General features: G+C 70.0%; 16 protein-coding genes. 9 read left to right on the top strand and 7 right to left on the bottom strand.

The features are described from left to right. Positions 1–35 precede the first annotated feature (35 nt). The 3 genes from infB (at position 36) to truB (ending at position 4,382) form a co-directional block, all read left to right on the top strand. Complete coding sequence (gene infB, locus GBB76_RS13355; RefSeq protein WP_152303757.1) at positions 36–2,789, top strand: translation initiation factor IF-2; 2,754 nt, start codon at positions 36–38, stop codon at positions 2,787–2,789. A 169-nt stretch (positions 2,790–2,958) separates the two neighbouring features. After that, a complete protein-coding gene (gene rbfA / locus GBB76_RS13350; protein ID WP_152303756.1) occupies positions 2,959–3,378 on the top strand; it encodes a 30S ribosome-binding factor RbfA in 420 nt (139 codons plus the stop codon). Continuing rightward, positions 3,375–4,382 (top strand): tRNA pseudouridine(55) synthase TruB, encoded by a 1,008-nt coding sequence (truB, locus tag GBB76_RS13345; protein ID WP_152303755.1) that lies wholly within the window; start codon positions 3,375–3,377, stop codon positions 4,380–4,382. The genes rbfA and truB overlap by 4 nt, the downstream gene beginning before the upstream one ends. Positions 4,383–4,413: 31 nt before the next feature. On the opposite strand, the gene GBB76_RS13340 is transcribed toward truB, so the two are convergent. After that, positions 4,414–4,845: a helix-turn-helix domain-containing protein gene (locus GBB76_RS13340; RefSeq protein ID WP_152303754.1), complete on the bottom strand. Its 432-nt coding sequence runs from the start codon at positions 4,843–4,845 to the stop codon at positions 4,414–4,416. A 72-nt stretch (positions 4,846–4,917) separates the two neighbouring features. On the opposite strand from GBB76_RS13340, the gene GBB76_RS13335 reads away from it, so the two are divergent. The 5 genes from GBB76_RS13335 to mbfA all read left to right on the top strand — a co-directional run bounded on the left by GBB76_RS13335 (position 4,918) and on the right by mbfA (position 9,783). Continuing rightward, positions 4,918–5,244, top strand: a complete 327-nt coding sequence (locus GBB76_RS13335; protein ID WP_152303753.1) for a nuclear transport factor 2 family protein — start codon at positions 4,918–4,920, stop codon at positions 5,242–5,244. A 226-nt stretch (positions 5,245–5,470) separates the two neighbouring features. Further along, entirely contained in the window at positions 5,471–5,740 is a 270-nt protein-coding gene (gene rpsO, locus GBB76_RS13330) for a 30S ribosomal protein S15 (RefSeq protein ID WP_018388643.1), read from the top strand. A 251-nt stretch (positions 5,741–5,991) separates the two neighbouring features. After that, a complete protein-coding gene (gene pnp, locus GBB76_RS13325; RefSeq protein ID WP_152303752.1) occupies positions 5,992–8,148 on the top strand; it encodes a polyribonucleotide nucleotidyltransferase in 2,157 nt (718 codons plus the stop codon). Between the two features lie 114 nt (positions 8,149–8,262). Continuing rightward, positions 8,263–8,748 carry a hypothetical protein gene (locus tag GBB76_RS13320; protein ID WP_152303751.1) on the top strand — a complete coding sequence of 162 codons (486 nt, stop codon included), beginning with the start codon at positions 8,263–8,265 and terminating at the stop codon, positions 8,746–8,748. Positions 8,749–8,826: 78 nt separating this feature from the next. Beyond that, on the top strand, positions 8,827–9,783 hold the full coding sequence (mbfA, locus tag GBB76_RS13315; protein WP_152303750.1) for an iron exporter MbfA: 957 nt from the start codon (positions 8,827–8,829) through the stop codon (positions 9,781–9,783). A 22-nt stretch (positions 9,784–9,805) separates the two neighbouring features. Here mbfA and GBB76_RS19025 read toward each other — a convergent pair whose 3' ends face one another. From GBB76_RS19025 to GBB76_RS13285, 6 genes are all read right to left on the bottom strand, one after another. Beyond that, positions 9,806–10,762, bottom strand: a complete 957-nt coding sequence (locus tag GBB76_RS19025) for an asparaginase (RefSeq protein WP_152303749.1) — start codon at positions 10,760–10,762, stop codon at positions 9,806–9,808. Positions 10,763–10,923: 161 nt separating this feature from the next. Continuing rightward, on the bottom strand, positions 10,924–11,277 hold the full coding sequence (locus GBB76_RS13305) for an antibiotic biosynthesis monooxygenase (RefSeq protein ID WP_152303748.1): 354 nt from the start codon (positions 11,275–11,277) through the stop codon (positions 10,924–10,926). 34 nt (positions 11,278–11,311) lie between these two features. After that, positions 11,312–12,640 (bottom strand): glycolate oxidase subunit GlcF, encoded by a 1,329-nt coding sequence (gene glcF, locus GBB76_RS13300; protein ID WP_152303747.1) that lies wholly within the window; start codon positions 12,638–12,640, stop codon positions 11,312–11,314. Positions 12,641–12,643: 3 nt separating this feature from the next. Beyond that, a complete protein-coding gene (locus GBB76_RS13295; protein WP_202911103.1) occupies positions 12,644–13,876 on the bottom strand; it encodes an FAD-binding protein in 1,233 nt (410 codons plus the stop codon). Position 13,877: 1 nt separating this feature from the next. Further along, the gene (locus tag GBB76_RS13290) at positions 13,878–15,299 is read right to left on the bottom strand and encodes an 8-oxoguanine deaminase (protein ID WP_152303745.1); all 1,422 of its coding nucleotides are present in this window, start codon (positions 15,297–15,299) and stop codon (positions 13,878–13,880) included. Positions 15,300–15,435: 136 nt separating this feature from the next. After that, complete coding sequence (locus GBB76_RS13285; protein WP_152303744.1) at positions 15,436–16,932, bottom strand: FAD-linked oxidase C-terminal domain-containing protein; 1,497 nt, start codon at positions 16,930–16,932, stop codon at positions 15,436–15,438. A gap of 279 nt (positions 16,933–17,211) precedes the next feature. On the opposite strand from GBB76_RS13285, the gene GBB76_RS13280 reads away from it, so the two are divergent. Then, positions 17,212–17,634 (top strand): hypothetical protein, encoded by a 423-nt coding sequence (locus GBB76_RS13280; RefSeq protein ID WP_152303743.1) that lies wholly within the window; start codon positions 17,212–17,214, stop codon positions 17,632–17,634. The last annotated feature ends 53 nt before the right edge of the window (positions 17,635–17,687 follow it).

Here is a 17,687-nt window from a genome sequence, read left to right as displayed (position 1 = left end):
CGCATGAGGCGGGGCGGCACAGGAACGGATATCGAATGAACGATACGAAGAACCCGGGCGAGAAGACGGTGGGCGTTGGCCAGGGATCCGGCCAGGGGGGCAAGACCCTCACGCTCAAGCGACCTGTCGAGCAGGGCGTCGTCCGCCAGAGCTTCAGCCATGGACGGTCCAAGTCCGTCGTGGTGGAGAAGGTTAAGCGCCGTGTGCTCGGCCCGGGCGACAAGCCCGAGGCCCCCTCGGCTGCGCCTGCCGCTCCGCAGGCATCCGCTCCCGCCGCTCCGCAGGCAGCGCGTCCGGCCCAGCCGCCGCAGCCGCAGGGCGGCCGTCCGCCGCTGCGCACCCAGCCGGCTCCGGGCGCCAATCTTTCCTCCCCGCGCCCCGCCCCCCAGGGCTCGCGCCCCGGCGGCGTGGTGCTGCGCACCCTCACCGAGGAGGAGGCCCGCGCCCGCACCGCCGCGCTGCAGGATGCCCGCCTGCGCGAGGCCGAGGAGCGCCGCAACGCCGAGGAAGAATCCCGCCGCCGCGCCGAGCGCGAAGCGCGCGAGAAGATCGAGCGCGACGCCGCCGAGGCCCGCAAGCGCGAGGAAGACGCGCGCCGCGCCTTCGACGAGGAAGCCCGCCGCAAGTCCGAGCAGGAGGCGCGCAAGCGCTTCGGCGAGGACGCCTCGGCCGCTCCGGCGGCCGGCGCCGCGCCTTCCCGCCCGGCCCAGCCCTCCACCTCCGCTCCGGCCGCCAATGCCGCCCCGGTCGCCGGCGCCCCGCGCGTCGCCACGCCGCGCGGCCCGCAGATGGATGCCGAGGAGGACGATCGCCGTCCCGTCCGTCGCGGTCCCGGCGGCGCCCCGGCGCGTCCGGCCGCACCGGCCAAGCCGACCCGCCCGGCGGCCGGCGCCGAGAAGAATCGCGGCCGCCTCACCGTCGTCACCGCCCAATCGGGCGACGACGAGCGCCAGCGTTCGGTTGCGGCGTTCCGCCGCCGCACCCAGCGCATGAGCGGCCATCGCCATGTCGAGACCAAGGAAAAGATCGCCCGCGAGGTCACGGTCCCGGAGACGATCTCCATCCAGGAGCTCGCCAACCGCATGGCCGAGCGCGCGGTGGACGTCATCCGCCTGCTGATGAAGCAGGGCCAGATGGTGAAGATCACCGACGTGATCGACGCCGACACCGCCCAGCTGATCGCCGAGGAACTCGGCCACACCGTGCGCCGCGTCGCCGAATCCGACGTCGAGGAAGGCCTGTTCGACACGGCCGACACCGCCGAGGAACTGGTGTCGCGCCCGCCGGTCGTCACCATCATGGGCCATGTCGACCACGGCAAGACCTCGCTGCTCGACGCCATCCGCAAGGCGAATGTCGTGTCCGGCGAGGCCGGCGGCATCACCCAGCACATCGGCGCCTATCAGGTCACCTCGCCGCTCGGCGGCAAGATCACCTTCATCGACACGCCCGGCCACGCCGCGTTCACCGCCATGCGCGCCCGTGGCGCCAAGGTGACGGACATCGTGGTGCTGGTGGTGGCGGCCGATGACGGCGTGATGCCCCAGACCATCGAGGCGATCAACCACGCCCGCGCGGCGAAGGTGCCGCTCATCGTGGCGATCAACAAGGTCGACAAGCCCGACGCCAAGCCGGAGCGCGTGCGCAGCGAACTGCTGCAGTACGAGGTCCAGGTGGAAAGCCTCGGCGGCGACACGCTCGAGGTCGAGGTCTCGGCCAAGGCGCAGACCAATCTCGACAAGCTGCTGGAGGCGATCACCCTTCAGGCGGAAGTGCTCGACCTCAAGGCGAACCCGAACCGCGTCGCGGAAGGCACCGTCATCGAGGCCAAGCTCGACCGTGGCCGCGGCCCGGTGGCGACCGTCCTCGTCCAGCGCGGCACGCTGCGTGTCGGCGACATCGTGGTCGCCGGCGCCGAGTTCGGCCGCGTGCGCGCCCTGATCGACGACAAGGGCGCCAATGTCGCCACCGCCGGCCCGTCCTTCCCGGTCGAGGTGCTCGGCTTCAACGGCACGCCGGAGGCGGGCGACCGCCTCGCGGTGGTCGAGAGCGAAGCCCGCGCCCGCGAGATCACCGACTATCGCCAGCGCCAGAAGCGCGAGAAGGCGGCGGCACGTTCCGCCACTGTCCGCGGCTCGCTGGAGCAGATGATGAGCCAGGCCAAGACGGCCGGCCGGAAGGAATTCCCGCTCATCATCAAGGGCGACGTGTCGGGTTCGGTCGAGGCGATCATCTCCTCGCTGGAGAAGCTCGGCACCGACGAGGTGCAGGCCCGGATCATCCACTCCGGCGCCGGCGGCGTGAACGAGAGCGACGTGACGCTGGCCGAGACGGCCGGCGCGGCGATCATCGCGTTCAACGTGCGCGCCAACAAGGAAGCCCGCGACGCGGCCGACCGTGCCGGCATCGAGATCCGCTACTACAACATCATCTACGACCTCGTGGATGACGTGAAGGCGGCGATGGGCGGCCTGCTCGCCCCGATCAACCGCGAGACCATGCTCGGCAATGCCGTCATCAAGGAGATCTTCGCGGTCTCCAAGGTGGGCAAGGTCGCCGGCTGCCTCGTCACCGACGGCACGGTGGAACGCGGCCAGCATGTCCGCCTGATCCGCGAAAACGTCGTGATCCACGAGGGCAAGCTCGCCACGCTCAACCGCTTCAAGGATGCGGTCAACGTGGTGCAGGCCGGCCAGGAATGCGGCATGTCCTTCGAGAACTACCAGGACATGCGCGCCGGCGACGTCATCGAGTGCTACCGCGTCGAGGTCGTGCAGCGCACGCTCTGACGCTCGCGACTCCGTCGCGGCGCCATCAGGGGCTCCCCGCACGCGGGGGGCCTCGCGTCCCGCCGGGACGCAACATCCACGGGAACGAGCGGTCCAAGCCCGCTCGCTCCGGTCGAGGCCGGCCCCGTCATCCCGTTTCGCGGGCGGGGGCCATGAAGGTTTGAACATCATGAAGAACAAAGCGGCCTCGGGCTCCGGCCCGAGCCAGCGCCAGCTTCGCGTGGGCGAACTGGTGCGCCATGCCCTCTCCGAGATCCTCTCGCGCGGGGACCTGCCCGATCCGGCCCTGACCCGGGTGATGATCACGGTCCCCGAGGTGCGCATGAGCCCGGACCTCAAGATCGCCACCTGCTTCGTCATGCCGCTCGGCGGCAAGGACCCGAAGGCGGCGATCGACGCGCTGGCGACCAACGCCAAGCCGCTGCGCGGGGAAATCGCCCGCCGGGTCGAGCTGAAATTCGTCCCCGATCTGCGGTTCCGCATCGACACCTCCTTCGAGGAAGGCGCCCGCATCGACGCGCTGCTGCGCTCGCCGCAGGTGCAGCGCGACCTCGACGGCGACGAACCCGATCAAGAGGACGAGATATGAACGCCCCGCTCGACCAGGAAACCCTGCACCCCGCCGACACCGTTCCCCAGGAAGCCGCCCGGGAAGCTGCCAAGGAGGCGCCCAAGAAGCGCCGCCCCAAGCGCGACGTCGATGGCTGGGTGCTGCTCGACAAGCCGGTCGGCATGACCTCGACCCAGGCGGTCGGCGCCGTGAAGTGGCTGTTCCAGGCCAAGAAGGCGGGCCATGCCGGCACGCTCGACCCGCTCGCCTCGGGCTGCCTGCCGATCGCGCTGGGCGAGGCCACCAAGACCGTTCCCTTCGTCATGGACGGGCGCAAGGTCTACCGCTTCACCGTGCGCTGGGGCGTCGAGACCGACACCGACGACAGCGAGGGCCAGCCGGTCGTCACCTCCGACAGCCGGCCGACGCGCGAGGCGATCCTCGACCTGCTGCCGGCCTTCCGCGGCGAGATCGAGCAGGTGCCGCCGTGCTTCTCGGCGCTGAAGATCAACGGCGAGCGCGCCTATGACCTCGCCCGCGACGGCATCGAGGTGGAACTCGCCGCCCGCACCGTGGTGATCCATTCGCTCGAACTGGTCGAGCAGCCGGACGCCGACCACGCCGTGTTCGAGGCCGAGTGCGGCAAGGGCACCTATGTGCGCTCGCTCGCCCGCGATTTCGGCCGGGCGCTGGGCGCGCGCGGCCATATCTCGGCGTTGCGCCGCACCCGCGTCGGCACCTTCCCCGAGGAGGAGCTGATTCCGCTGGCGAAGCTGCGCGAGGTTTCCGAAGCGATGGACGACGCTCCGCCCATGTACGCGCTGCGCCCGGTGGAGATCGGCCTCGACACGCTGCCCTCGCTGCGGGTCAGCCCGGCCGAGGCCTCGCGCCTCGCTCATGGCCAGCCGATCATCCTGCGCGGGCGCGACGCGCCGATCCTCGAAGGCCCGGTCGCTATCACCGCCGGCGGGCGGCTGGTGGCGCTCGGCGAGGCCGAGGCCGGCGAGATCCACCCCAAGCGCATCTTCCATTCGGGGAAGTGAGGCCGGGGCGGGCGCCAGCGCCCGCCCGCCATCATCCGGCCGTCTCGGCCTTCCCGCCGGGCGCCGCCGGGGTCAGGGACGCGACATCGAACTGAGCCTGCGGCCGCGCCGCCGCCCAGTTCAGCAGCGCGTCGAGCGCCGGGCACAGCGCCTGCCCCCAGTCCGTAAGCGCGTATTCCACTTTCGGCGGTACCTGCGGGTAAACGACCCGGCGCACGACGCCGTCCGCTTCCATCCGGCGAAGCTGCTGGGCCAGCATCTTCTGCGAAATGGCGGGAATGGCCCTCTCAAGATCCGAAAAGCGCAATACCCGCCCGCCGAACAGGTGAAACAGGATCACCAGCTTCCACCGGCCCTCCAGCAGCTTCAGGGCCTGCTCGACGCCGGAGGCGGCGCTCTCCCGCGTATGGGCGACCGGCTCACTCGCGGGTAATAGGCTTACTTTTTCGTGCGTACTTGCCATTTGGTATGTGTAGTTCCAACTCTGGCGCGAAGCAAACGCGCGGCCCTCGCCGCGCCGCGAACGGAGTCCCCCATGAGCATCGAGCTTCCTGCGGCGATCGCCGCCTATTTCGACGCCGACGGCAAGGACGGCGCCGCCATTGCCCGCTGCTTCACCCCGGACGGCGCGGTGAAGGACGAAGGGCAGTTTCATCGCGGCCACGATGCCATTGCCGGCTGGAAGGCAAAGGCGTCGTCCAGGTACAACTACACCAGCGAACCCGTCGCCGTACGACGCGACGGCAACCGGCTGATCGTGACAGCGCGTGTCACGGGCAACTTTCCCGGCAGCCCGGTCGATCTGCGCTACGCCTTCACGCTGGAGGGCGAGCGCATTGCCCTGCTGGAAATCGCGCCCTGAGGGCCCCGCGCCGAGGGGTGGCGGCCCCGCCCGCCGGGCGCTGATACACGCCCCTAGCCACTCTGGCGTTTTCGTGTATGTTGCGCCCGCGTTGCGGACTCTCGTCCGCGCGAACCCATTGTCGCATCGACCGTGCTGGACGACATCCCGGCTCGGCCCGCGTCAATGGCCCGAAGCGGCGCGCAAGCGCTTCTTCATCCCCTCCCTTATGGAAAAGGAGTTTCCGATGTCGATCACTGCCGAGCGCAAGCAGGCGCTCATCAAGGAATACGCCACCAAGCCGAACGACACCGGCTCGGCGGAAGTACAGGTTGCGATCCTCACCGAGCGCATCGCCAACCTGACCGGCCACTTCAAGGGCCACGCCAAGGATAACCATTCCCGCCGCGGCCTGCTCAAGATGGTGTCGGCCCGTCGTGGTCTTCTCGACTACCTCAAGAAGACCGAGGAAGCCCGCTACAAGTCGCTGATCCAGCGCCTGGGCATCCGCCGCTGATCTGAGATGCGAGGCTCGCGCCGTGCCGGTGCGGGCCTCGCGTGCTGAAAGACGGCGCGGGCGGATGACCCGTCGCGCTGAAGACGCAAGATGCGGCGGGCATGGGGCTCGCCGCGACCGATAGTGAAGCGGCGCGCCATGGCAGGATCGCCGGAGACTCGGGTCTCGTGAAGCCGCCTCGTTGAAGGCGCCACCGCCCGAACCTCTCGCCGTCTTGCCCATGGCCCCGCTTCGGAAAGCCAGAGACAGACATGTTCGACATCCACCGCGAGGAACTCGACTGGGGCGGGCGCACGCTCGTCCTCGAGACCGGCCGCATGGCGCGCCAGGCCGACGGCGCCGTTTTCGCCTCCTATGGCGACACCACCGTGCTCGCCACCGCCGTCTCCGCCAAGGCGCCCAAGCCCGGCCAGGACTTCTTCCCGCTGACCGTCAACTACCAGGAAAAGGCCTACGCGGCCGGCCGCATCCCCGGCGGCTACTTCAAGCGCGAGGGCCGTCCGTCCGAGAAGGAGACGCTGGTCTCCCGCCTCATCGACCGCCCGATCCGCCCCCTCTTCCCGGACGGCTACAAGAACGACACCCAGGTCGTCGTGACCGTGCTGTCGCACGATCTCGAGAACGATCCCGACATCGTGTCGCTGGTCGCCGCCTCGGCCGCGCTCACCCTGTCCGGCGTGCCGTTCCTCGGCCCGGTCGGTGCCGCCCGCGTCGGCTTCATCGACAATGAGTACGTGCTGAACCCGACCGTCGACGAGGTGAAGGAATCCGCCCTCGACCTCGTGGTCGCCGGCACCGCCGACGCCGTGCTGATGGTCGAGTCCGAAGCCAAGGAACTGGCCGAGGACGTGATGCTCGGCGCCGTGATGTTCGGCCACCGCCACTTCCAGCCGGTCATCGACGCGATCATCCGCCTCGCCGAGAAGGCAGCCAAGGAGCCGCGCGACTTCGCCGCGCCGGATCACTCCGCGCTCGAGACCGAGCTGCGCGCCCTGATCGAGGCCGATCTGCGCGCCGCCTACAAGATCGCCCGCAAGCAGGACCGCTACGAGGCGGTCGGCGCCGCCAAGTCCAAGGCGAAGGCGCACTACGCCGCGCTCGCCGCCGAGGGCAAGGCCGTGCCGGACACGCAGGTGCTCGGCGAGGTGCTCAAGGAGCTCGAGGCCAAGATCGTTCGCTGGACCATCCTGGACGACGGCGTGCGCATCGACGGCCGCGACACCCGCACCGTCCGCCCGATCCTGTCGCAGGTCGGCGTGCTGCCGCGCGCCCACGGCTCGGCGCTGTTCACCCGCGGCGAGACGCAGGCCCTCGTGGTCGCCACCCTCGGCACCGGCGAGGACGAGCAGTACATCGACAGCCTGGAAGGCACCTACAAGGAGCGCTTCCTGCTGCACTACAACTTCCCCCCCTTCTCGGTCGGCGAGACCGGCCGCATGGGCTCGCCCGGCCGCCGCGAAATCGGCCACGGCAAGCTCGCCTGGCGCGCCATGCACCCGGTTCTGCCGCCGGCGCACGAGTTCCCCTACACGCTGCGCGCCGTCTCGGAGATCCTGGAGTCGAACGGCTCCTCCTCCATGGCGACCGTCTGCGGCACCTCGCTGGCGCTGATGGATGCCGGCGTGCCGCTGCGCCGTCCGGTGGCGGGCATCGCCATGGGCCTCATCCTCGAGGGTGAGAAGTTCGCCGTGCTCTCCGACATCCTCGGCGACGAGGACCATCTCGGCGACATGGACTTCAAGGTGGCTGGCACCGACAAGGGCGTCACCGCCCTGCAGATGGACATCAAGATCGCCGGCATCACCGAGGAGATCATGAAGGTCGCGCTGGGCCAGGCCCAGGAAGGCCGCATGCACATCCTCGGCGAGATGAGCAAGGCGCTGACCGGCGCCCGCGCCGAGCTCGGCGAGCATGCCCCGCGCATCGAAGTGATCCAGATCCCGGTCGACAAGATCCGCGAAGTGATCGGCTCGGGCGGCAAGGTTATCCGCGAGATCGTCGAGAAGACCGGCGCCAAGATCAACATCGAGGACGACGGCACCGTGAAGGTGGCCTCGGCGTCCGGCGAGTCGATCAAGGCGGCGCTGAACTGGATCAAGTCCATCGCCTCCGAGCCGGAGATCGGCCAGATCTACGAGGGCACGGTGGTCAAGGTCGTCGACTTCGGCGCCTTCGTGAACTTCTTCGGCGCCAAGGACGGCCTCGTGCACGTCTCGCAGCTCGCCAAGGAGCGCGTGGCCAAGCCCTCCGACGTCGTCAAGGAAGGCGACAAGGTGAAGGTCAAGCTGCTCGGCTTCGACGAGCGCGGCAAGACCCGCCTGTCCATGAAGGTCGTCGACCAGGCGACCGGCGAGGACCTCGAAGCCAAGGGCAAGGGCGACGACGCCGAGGCCGGCGCGGCCGAGTGATCGGCCGCCCTTATCCGCAAGTTCCCACGGGGCGCCTTCGGGCGCCCCGTTTCGTTTGGACAATGCACATGCCCGTGCGATCCTTCGCCTCGCCACGCGGCGCGGGGTTTCCGAATGGTTCGCATCAGCCTTGAGGATCGGCTCGCCATCAACGCGCTTGTCGATGCGCTCGTCGCGGACGGCGACAGGTTCGACACGGCCCAGGCCGTCGAACTGATCACGAAACTCCCCGTCAGCCCCCGCTCGTCGCCGTTCGGCTTCAGTGCAAGGGTGAGCGGAGAGGGAACGTCGCAGGGCTACGCGGCCGGCATAGGCAACACTTCCGTCACCAGCGACGAAACCAAGACCTTCACGGCAGGCTCCGACCGACGCTGGCGCATCGGCGGATATGCGATCGAACATAAGCCCGGTCTGATCGAAATCTCCCTCCTCTGGGAGGACACTCTCGAGGATCGAACCGGGAAAGCATGCCGACTGACCTATGATCCGGCGAGCCGGCAGCCGATCGCCATGCTCCTGGCGCGCGAACTTTCCGTGTCGATAGGTCCGCTGTTCGTGACATACGGGCGCGTCTTCGATGCGTGGAAAAGGCCGGCTTAGACAAGCAGGGGACTGTCAGGCAATCGACACCTTCTCCGCCATAGATTAGAAATATTCTAAGACATTTGGCGGGACCACATGAAACGCTTCACCGACCTCAGAGAGCCCGAAATCCTCGCGCTGGCCATCTCCAACGAGGAGGAGGATGCGCGCATCTACCTTCAGTTCGCCAGCCGCATCGGAGCCGACTACCCGGCAACGGCGGCGATGTTCGAGCGCATGGCGCAGGAGGAGCAGGGCCACCGCCACGCCCTGCACGAGATGTTCCGCAAGAAGTTCGGCGAGGCGCTGCCCTACATCACCCGGCAGGACGTGAAGGGCTTCCTCAAGCGCAACCCGATCTGGCTGCTGGAGACGCTGCGCATCGACGCGGTGCGCCGGCAGGCGGAAATGATGGAGTTCGAGGCGCAGCAATTCTACATCAAGGCCGCCGAGCGCGCCCGCGACTCCGACACCCGCCGGCTGCTGTCCGATCTCGCCGAGGCCGAGAGCGCGCACGGGACACTGGCACAGGAGCTTGGCGGCCAGCTTGAGGCAAGCGGCGCCCGCGAGACCGAGAAGGACGCCGCCCATCGCATCTTCGTGCTCCAGATCGTCCAGCCGGGCCTCGCCGGGCTGATCGACGGTTCGATCTCGACGCTGGCGCCGATCTTCGCCGCCGCCTTCGCGACGCAGGACAGCTGGGCCGCCTTCCTGGTCGGCCTCGCCGCCTCCATCGGTGCCGGCATCTCCATGGGGCTGACCGAGGGCCTGTCCGACGACGGCGCCATCACCGGACGCGGCAGCCCGTGGCCGCGCGGCATCGCCTGCGGCGTGATGACGACGCTGGGCGGGCTCGGCCACACCCTGCCCTATCTGATCCCGGACTTCTGGACCGCCACCGCGGTCGCCGGCGTCGTGGTCGCCATCGAGCTCGCCGCCATCGCTTATGTGCGCATGCGCTACATGGAGACGCCGTTCGGCTCGGCCATCGTGCAGGTGGTGCTCGGCGGCATCCTCGTGCTGCTCACCGGCATCTTCATCGGCAGTTCGTGACGCCTCAGCCGTAGGCGTAGACTCAGCCGTAGGCTTGGAGGCCGGCGCGGATCGCCGCGCGGTCCCAGCCCGCCCGCAGGGCGAAGGCGAGCAGGATGCGCGCCTTCACGCCGGTGAGCAGTCCCGCCGGCATCAGCCCGCGCCCGATCAGGTCGATCTCCGAGCCGGGGTAGCCGTAGGTCTTCTCGAAGACGGGGCCGGCCAGGGTGCGGCTGGCCAGCACGACCGGAATCCGCGCCGCGACCGCGCCGACGATCTCGGCGACCGCCCCCGGCACATGGCCGGCTCCCGCGCCCTCGATCACCAGCCCGGCATAGCCGAGGCCGGGAATAGCCTCGATCAGCCGCCCGTCGTCGCCCATGGCGATCTTCAGCAGCGCGACCGGCGGCAGATTGCCCGCCTCGTGCTCCGTCCGCGCGGCCAGCGCCGCCGGAAGCGGCGCGGGCGTCACGCGGGCGAGCAGCCGCGCCCGACCCTCCGCCACCATCCCGAGCGGGCCAGCGCTGTCGGAGACGAAGGCCGAGGTGAGCGCGGTGTGCGCCTTGCGCACGAAGCGCGCGGCGTGGATCTCGTCGTTCAGCACCACCAGCGTGCCGAGCCCGCGCGCCGCCTCCGAGGCGGCGACGGTTGCAGCGGCGAGGAGATTGGCAGGCCCGTCGGCGCCGGGCTGCTGCGGGCCGCGCATGGCGCCGACCACCACCACCGGGCGCTCGTCCCGCACCAGTAGGTCGAGGATGAAGGCGGTCTCCTCGATGGTATCGGTGCCCTGGATGACGACGGCGCCGTCGAAGCCGGCGTCGAAGCCGGCCCGGATCTCCTCCGCCACCCCGGCAATGTGCTCCAGCGTGAGCGAAGAGCTGCCGAGCCGCAGCGGCGAGCGCGCCTCGATCCGCGCCACCGCCTCCAGTCCCGGCACCGCCGCCACCAGCTCGGCGGCGCCCAGCGTCGGGGCGATGCCGCCGCCAGCCGCCGAGGTCATGGTGATGGTGCCGCCGAGGGAGAGGACGAGAAGGCGGGGGCGGGGCGCGGGTGTGGGGCATGGGGCGTTCCGGGAGGGGGGCGGATCGGAGGTGCGATCCTATAGCGGCCAACTATATGGCGGCCAGCCCATAGCCAGCCACGCGCCGGCATGTCGCCGCATCAGTCGCGGACGGGATGCGTCGCGCGGCTGTCCTCCGGGGCTTCGTCCCGCGCGTCCATCCCGTAGTCACGCAGGATGCTGGCCACCCGCAGCCGGTAATCGGCGAACACGCCGCCGCGTCCCTTGGCCTGTGCCGCGCGATGGGTGTCGAGGCCGCGCCAGGCGCGCACCGCCTCCTCGTCGCGCCAGATGGAAAGCGAGAGCAGCTTGCCCGGCTCGTTGAGGCTCTCGAAGCGCTCGACCGAGATGAAGCCGTCGCGTCCCTCGAGGTCGGCCTTCAGCGCGGCGGCAAGGTCCAGATAATGCTGGCGCTCGCCCTCGGCCGGCCACACCTCGAAGAGGACGGCGATCATCCGGCTTCTCCCATACCTCGTCTTCCGCCGCGCCTCATTCCGCCGCGACGGCGAAGGGCAGGCGCTCCAGCCCCGCCGGGCTCGGCCCGCCGGTCGCCCAGTCGAGCAGTTCGACCGTGTGCACCACCGGCAGGGCGGTGCCGCCGCCGATCTGCGTCATGCAGCCGATATTACCGGCGGCGACCACCTGCGGCAGCGTCCGCTCGATATTGGCGACCTTGCGCTCGCGCAGCCTCCCCGCGATCTCCGGCTGGAGGATGTTGTAGGTGCCGGCCGAGCCGCAGCACAGATGGCCTTCCGCCGGCTCCAGCACGGTGAAGCCGACGCCCGCCAGCAGGGTCTTGGGCGCGGTGCGCACGCGCTGGCCGTGCTGCAGCGAGCAGGCCGAATGATAGGCGACGCGGATGCCGGCCGGGATCACCGGCACGGGAAGCTCGCGCTCGGCGAGGAACTCGCTGACGTCCCGGGCCAGCGCCGACACCCTGGCCGCCCGCTCGGCATAGGCCGGGTCGGTGCGCAGCATGTGGCCGTAATCCTTGATGGTGGTGCCGCAGCCCGAGGTGGTGACGATGATGGCGTCCAGCCCCTCGCCCTCGATCTCGCGCCACCAGGCGTCGACATTGGCGCGGGCATTGGCGAGCGCGGGCTCCTCCTTGCCCATGTGATGGGTGAGCGAGCCGCAGCAGCCGCCGCCGACCGGGCGCACGATCTCCACCCCCATGCGGGTGAGCAGGCGAATCGCCGCCTCGTCGATCTCCGGGCGCAGCACCGGCTGGGCGCAGCCGTCGAGCAAGGCGACGCGGGCGCGGCGGGCGCCCTCGGGCGCGAAGCGGCGCACGCTCTCGCTGGCCGAGCGGGTGGCGGGGCGCGCGGGCGCCAGCCGCAGCATGGCGGCGATGGGCTTCATCCCGGGAATCGCCTCGAACAGCCCGGCGAAGGGCCGCGCCAGCATGGCGCCGCCAATGGCGAGGCGGAACAGCGCCCGGCTCGGCAGCACGCGGGCGAGCAGCGCCCGGGTCAGCCGGTCGGCCAGCGGGCGCTTATAGGTCTTCTCGACGTGATCGCGCGCGTGGTCGATCAGGTGCATGTAGTGCACGCCGGACGGACAGGTCGACATGCAGGACAGGCAGGACAGGCAGCGGTCGACATGCTTGGCGACCTCGACCGTGGCCGGGCGGTCGTTCTCCAGCATCTCCTTGATCAGGTAGATGCGCCCGCGCGGCGAATCCAGCTCGTCGCCCAGCAGCACATAGGTCGGGCAGGTGGCGGTGCAGAAGCCGCAATGGACGCACGCGCGGAGAACCTGTTCCGACCTTGCCGTCTGCGGGTCGGCGAGCTGCGCCAGGGAGAAATTGGTCTGCATCGCTCACACTCCCGCATACATGCGCCCGGGGCTCAGCACCCGCCCGGGATCGAAACCGCTCTTCATGCGCCGGATCAGCGCGCCGGTAATGGCGTCGAGCGGCTCGAACACCTCCTCGGCCGCGCGCACCGGAGCCGCCGCGCGCATCAGCGTGGCGTGACCGCCGCCGGCGTGGGCTACGGCCGCGCGCACAAGCGCGGTGTGCGACTCGGCGTCCGCCATTTCGATCCAGACGAGGCCGCCGGCCCAGTCGTAGAAGCTGGCGGCGCCCAACTCGCGCAGCGCCGCACCGACCTGCGCGCCCGCCATCGGCGCCACCGAGACGCGCCAGACCGCGCGGGCGGTGTCGATATTGCCGCCCTCGGGGAGCGCGAAGGGCGCCACGTCGCGCACCGCGCGCCAGAAGGCGAGCGATTCCGCTTCACCGAGGAAGGAGAGCGCGCCCCGGGCGCGCAGGATCTCCTCCAGCTTGCCGCGCCGGTGCACGATGGAGGGCTTCACGCCCTCCAGCCGCAGCGCCGTGACGGCACCGCCCTCCCCCGCGACGGCGGGAATGCGCGCGGCGATCTCCGCCGGCAGATGGGCGGCGCCGGACACGTCGTAATAGGAGCCGACCGCCGCGCTCATGACGCCCGCCGCCGCCGCGTCGTCGAGGCCGAGGACGAGCAGCGTCTCCACCGTCTCCGGGCGCGGCAGCACCTTGATGGTCAGCTCGGTGAAGGCGGCAAAGGTGCCGTAGGAGCCGGCGAGCCCGCGCGGCAGGTCGTAGCCGGTGACGTTCTTCACCACGCGGCCGCCGGCCTTGAACGCCTCGCCGCGCCCCGACACGGCGCGCACGCCGAGCGCATGGTCGCGCGCGGCCCCGGCGCTCGGCCGGCGCGGACCGGCGAGATTGGTGGCCATCAGCCCGCCCAGCGTGCCGGCGCCGGGCGCCACGCCCAGCAGCGGGCCAAAATCCATCGGCTCGAAGGCCATCATCTGGTTGGAGGCGGCGATCAGCGCCTCGATCTCGGCCACCGGCGTGCCGGCCTTCGCGCTGAGAACCAGCTCTTCGGGCTCGTAGAGGGTGACGCCGGTCAGTGCCTTCAGTTCGAGCGTGTGGTCGGTCTGGATGTGACGGCCGAGCGCGGCCTTCGAGCCGGCGCCAGCCACGTCCAGCGTACGCTCGTGGGATACCGCCCAGCGCACGACCTCGACCAGTTCGGCCTCGTCGCGCGGACACAGCCTCTCGCTCATTTCAGGCACCTCCCGAAAGCGCGGCGAGCCGCGCGGCATGCTTGTTGTGCTCGGCGACGACCGCCGGCAAATCGATGGTGACGATCTCGCCCGCCGCCACCACCGGGCGGCCGTGAACGACGGTCCAGGCGGCGCGGCCGGGCGTGCAGAACAAAGCGGCGGCCACCGGGTCCGACAGGCCGCCAGCAAAGGCGACGTCGTCGAGCCGCAGGGCGAAGAAGTCGGCGCATTTGCCGGGCTCCAGCGCGCCGATATCGGTGCGCCCGAGCACCGCGGCGCCGCCAAGCGTGGCCAGTTCCAGCGCCTCGCGGGCGGTCATCCATTCGGCAGCGCGCGAGGGGTCGGAGGTGGAGAGGTCGGTGTCGGGCCCCTCCGGCGGGCGCAGCGAAATCTGTAGCCGGGCGAGCAGCATGGCCTGCCGCGCCTCGGCGAGAAGATTGTTGCCGTCATTCGAGGCCGAGCCGTCCACCCCGAGCCCGACCTTCACCCCGGCGCGGCGATAGGCCTTCACCGGGGCGATGCCGGAAGCGAGGCGCATATTGGAGGAGGGACAGTGGCACACGCCGACCCCGGCGCCTGCGAAGCAGCCGATCTCGTGCGCGTTCACGTGCACCGCATGGGCGAACCACACGTCGTCACCGAGCCAGCCGAGCTCGTCCATATAGGCCACGGGGCGCTTGCCGAAGCGTGCCAGCGTGAAGCGCTCCTCGTCGACGGTTTCGGCGAGATGGGTGTGCAGCCGCACACCCTTCGCCCGGGCGAGGGTGGCAGAATCGCGCATCAGCCCCGGCGTCACCGAGAAGGGCGAACAGGGCGCCAGCGCGATCTGGATCAGGGAGCCGGGCGCGGCGTCGTGGTAGCGGTTGATCACCCGCTCGCTGTCGGCGAGGATGGCGTCCTCCTCCTCGACACAATCGTCCGGCGGCAGCCCGCCCTTGCTCTCGCCCAGCGACATCGACCCGCGCGAGACCATGAAGCGCATCCCGATCTCGCGGGCGGCGGCGATCTGGTCGTCGACCTTGCAGCCGTTGCGGAACACATAGGCGTGGTCGAAGCAAGTGGTGCAGCCGGACAAGGCGAGTTCGGCGAGGCCGACCAGCGTCGCGGTGCGCGAGGCCTCCGGCGTGCGCGCCGCCCACAGCCGGTAATGCGCCCGCAGCCAGCGAAACAGGTTGATGTTCTGCGCCGCCGGCAGGTTGCGGGTCAGCGTCTGGTCGAGATGGTGATGGGCGTTGACGAGGCCCGGCAGCACCACATGGCCGGAAAGGTCGAGCACCGTATCGGCGCTGGCCGGCAGGCTTTCGGAAGGCCCGACCTGCTCGATGAGGCCGTCGCGCGCGAACAGCCCGCCGCCGGTGATCTCGCGGCGGGCGCCGTCCATGGTGACGAGCACCGTGGCGTTCCTGACGAGGAGAGTCGTCATCGCCGGCTCATCCCCTCCCGCTCATTCCGGAGGACGCGCAGCGTTGATCGGGGATCGCTAGCCCGCAGACGATCCCGGCTCGGCGCGCTGGCGCGCCCCGTTCGGGATGACGACGCTGAAGGGGTGCGGGCGCGCATCAGAACCGCGGAATGTCCGGGAAGGCCAGCTTGCCGCCCGACACGTGCATGCGCCCGAGCTCGGCGCAGCGGTGCAGCACCGGGAACACCTTGCCGGGGTTGAGCAGCGCGTCCGGGTCGAAGGCGCATTTCAGCCGCTGCTGATGGGCGAGGTCGATCTCGTTGAACATGGAGGGCATGAGGTCGCGCTTCTCCACGCCGACGCCGTGCTCGCCGGTCAGCACGCCGCCGACCTCGACGCAGAGCAGCAGGATGTCGGCGCCGAAGGCTTCCGCCTTCTCCAGCTCACCCGGCTTGTTGGCGTCGTAGCAGATCAGCGGGTGCAAATTGCCGTCGCCGGCGTGGAAGACGTTGCCACAGCGCAGGCCGTATTTCTCCGACATCTGCTCCATGCGGTTCAGTACCTCCGGCAGCGCTTTGCGCGGGATGGTGCCGTCCATGCACAGATAGTCCGGCGAGATGCGCCCCACCGCCGGGAAGGCGGCCTTGCGGCCGGCCCAGAAGGCAACGCGCTCCTCCTCGCTGGTGGAAGCGCGCAGCGTCATGCAGCCGAGCCCGTTGCCGATCTCGGCGACGCGCTCGATCAGGTGGTTCACCTCCGCCTCCGGCCCGTCTAGTTCGACGATCAGCAGCGCCTCGACGTCGAGCGGATAGCCGGCGCCGAGGAACGCCTCGGCGGCGTGGACCATCATGCGGTCCATCATCTCCATGCCGCCCGGAATGATGCCGGCGGCGATGATGGCGGCGACGCAGGCGCCCGCCGCCTCCGAGGAGGGGAAGCCGAGCAGCACGGCGCGCGCCGTCTCCGGCTTCTTGAGGATGCGCACGGTGACTTCCGTCACCACGCCGAGCAGCCCCTCCGAGCCGACGATGAGGCCGAGCAGGTCCAGCCCGCCGGAATCGAGGTGCTTGCCGCCCAGGCGGATGATCTCGCCGGTGATCAGCACCATCTCGACGCCGAGCACGTTGTTGGTGGTGAGGCCGTATTTCAGGCAGTGAACGCCGCCCGAATTCTCGCCGACATTGCCGCCGATGGTGCAGGCGATCTGCGAGGAGGGGTCGGGCGCGTAATAGAAGCCGTTATGCGCCACCGCCGTGGTGATGCCGAGATTGGTCACGCCCGGCTGGGTGACGACGGCGCGGTTCTCGAAATCGATGTCGAGGATGCGGTTGAACTTGCCCATGCCGAGCAGGATGCCGTCTTCCAGCGGGAGCGCACCGCCCGACAGCGACGTGCCCGCCCCGCGCGGCACCACCGGAATGGCGTTGGCATTGGCATAGGCCAGTACCTTCGAGACCTGCTCGGTGGTCGAGGGCAACACCACGACGAGGGGAAGCTGGCGATAGGCGGTGACGCCGTCGCTCTCGAAGGGGCGCATCTCGGTCTCGGTGTCGATGACGCCCTCGCCCGGCACGATGGCGCGCAGGTCCGCGACGATCTGGGCGCGGCGCGCGAGCAGGTCGGCGTTCGGCGCCGGCATGACGAGACCGGACATGGCGTTCCTCCTTGAGACCCGATGACGCTTCGTGGCGACGTTTCGTGGTCACGTTTCTTGGCGACGTCTCTTGCTTCGATCCATTCTAGGGAAAAGCGTGGCGCCTTCCTATGGTAAAAAAACTAGACCAAGGGCGAATTCGTCATACTGAGGCAATGGCGGCGGGCTTCCCGCCCGGCGGGGCCTTGCGCCGGATCAAGGCAGTGCGCACCTCAGGCTTCTACGCCTTCCCGACCGGCCGTGCCCGCGGGCGCCGGCCCCAACGCCAAGGAGAAGTCCATGAACGACGCCCCCGCCCGGGCCGACGCTTCGGTCGCCACCCCCGAGCTCCAGCGCATCCGGCTGCATCTGGCCCGCTCCAAGGACTTTCCCGACGGCAGCGCCCGCCACGGCTACGAGTTCCTGGCCCCGCTCGATGCCGAGGGCCGCATCGACGCCGAGGCGTGGAAGGCGGTGCGCGCGAAGACCACCGTCACCCGCTTCTGGGGCAATGACGCGCCGGAGAACGGCTTTCTGGTGCATCGCGCCGGCGGCGTCGCCGGGGCGAGCTGGGTGTTCGACTACGAGGCGGGTGCCAGCGAGGACGACGAAACCGGCTACCGCTTCGGCGACCACGCCTTCGTGCCGGGCGAATATGTCTCGCTGCGCGACGAGGACGGCGACATGCACACTTTCGTGGTGTTCTCGGTCGTCGCGGCCTGACCCGGCACGGGATCGACCCGGCACAAGAGACCCGACACAAGAGAAAGGCGCGG

It is taken from the genome of Ancylobacter sp. TS-1 (assembly GCF_009223885.1).
In the GTDB taxonomy this organism is placed as follows: domain Bacteria; phylum Pseudomonadota; class Alphaproteobacteria; order Rhizobiales; family Xanthobacteraceae; genus Ancylobacter.
The sequence above is the reverse complement of the archived record's forward strand: the minus strand, read 5'-3'. Positions and strand labels throughout refer to the sequence as shown.

Bases quoted from the DNA above. Each gene is read 5' to 3' on its own strand.
- infB (WP_152303757.1), top strand. From the start codon at position 36: ATGAACGATACGAAGAACCCGGGCGAGAAGACGGTGGGCGTTGGCCAG.
- rbfA (WP_152303756.1), top strand. From the start codon at position 2,959: ATGAAGAACAAAGCGGCCTCGGGCTCCGGCCCGAGCCAGCGCCAGCTT.
- truB (WP_152303755.1), top strand. From the start codon at position 3,375: ATGAACGCCCCGCTCGACCAGGAAACCCTGCACCCCGCCGACACCGTT.
- GBB76_RS13340 (WP_152303754.1), bottom strand. From the start codon at position 4,845: ATGGCAAGTACGCACGAAAAAGTAAGCCTATTACCCGCGAGTGAGCCG.
- GBB76_RS13335 (WP_152303753.1), top strand. From the start codon at position 4,918: ATGAGCATCGAGCTTCCTGCGGCGATCGCCGCCTATTTCGACGCCGAC.
- rpsO (WP_018388643.1), top strand. From the start codon at position 5,471: ATGTCGATCACTGCCGAGCGCAAGCAGGCGCTCATCAAGGAATACGCC.
- pnp (WP_152303752.1), top strand. From the start codon at position 5,992: ATGTTCGACATCCACCGCGAGGAACTCGACTGGGGCGGGCGCACGCTC.
- GBB76_RS13320 (WP_152303751.1), top strand. From the start codon at position 8,263: ATGGTTCGCATCAGCCTTGAGGATCGGCTCGCCATCAACGCGCTTGTC.
- mbfA (WP_152303750.1), top strand. From the start codon at position 8,827: ATGAAACGCTTCACCGACCTCAGAGAGCCCGAAATCCTCGCGCTGGCC.
- GBB76_RS19025 (WP_152303749.1), bottom strand. From the start codon at position 10,762: ATGACCTCGGCGGCTGGCGGCGGCATCGCCCCGACGCTGGGCGCCGCC.
- GBB76_RS13305 (WP_152303748.1), bottom strand. From the start codon at position 11,277: ATGATCGCCGTCCTCTTCGAGGTGTGGCCGGCCGAGGGCGAGCGCCAG.
- glcF (WP_152303747.1), bottom strand. From the start codon at position 12,640: ATGCAGACCAATTTCTCCCTGGCGCAGCTCGCCGACCCGCAGACGGCA.
- GBB76_RS13295 (WP_202911103.1), bottom strand. From the start codon at position 13,876: ATGAGCGAGAGGCTGTGTCCGCGCGACGAGGCCGAACTGGTCGAGGTC.
- GBB76_RS13290 (WP_152303745.1), bottom strand. From the start codon at position 15,299: ATGACGACTCTCCTCGTCAGGAACGCCACGGTGCTCGTCACCATGGAC.
- GBB76_RS13285 (WP_152303744.1), bottom strand. From the start codon at position 16,932: ATGTCCGGTCTCGTCATGCCGGCGCCGAACGCCGACCTGCTCGCGCGC.
- GBB76_RS13280 (WP_152303743.1), top strand. From the start codon at position 17,212: ATGAACGACGCCCCCGCCCGGGCCGACGCTTCGGTCGCCACCCCCGAG.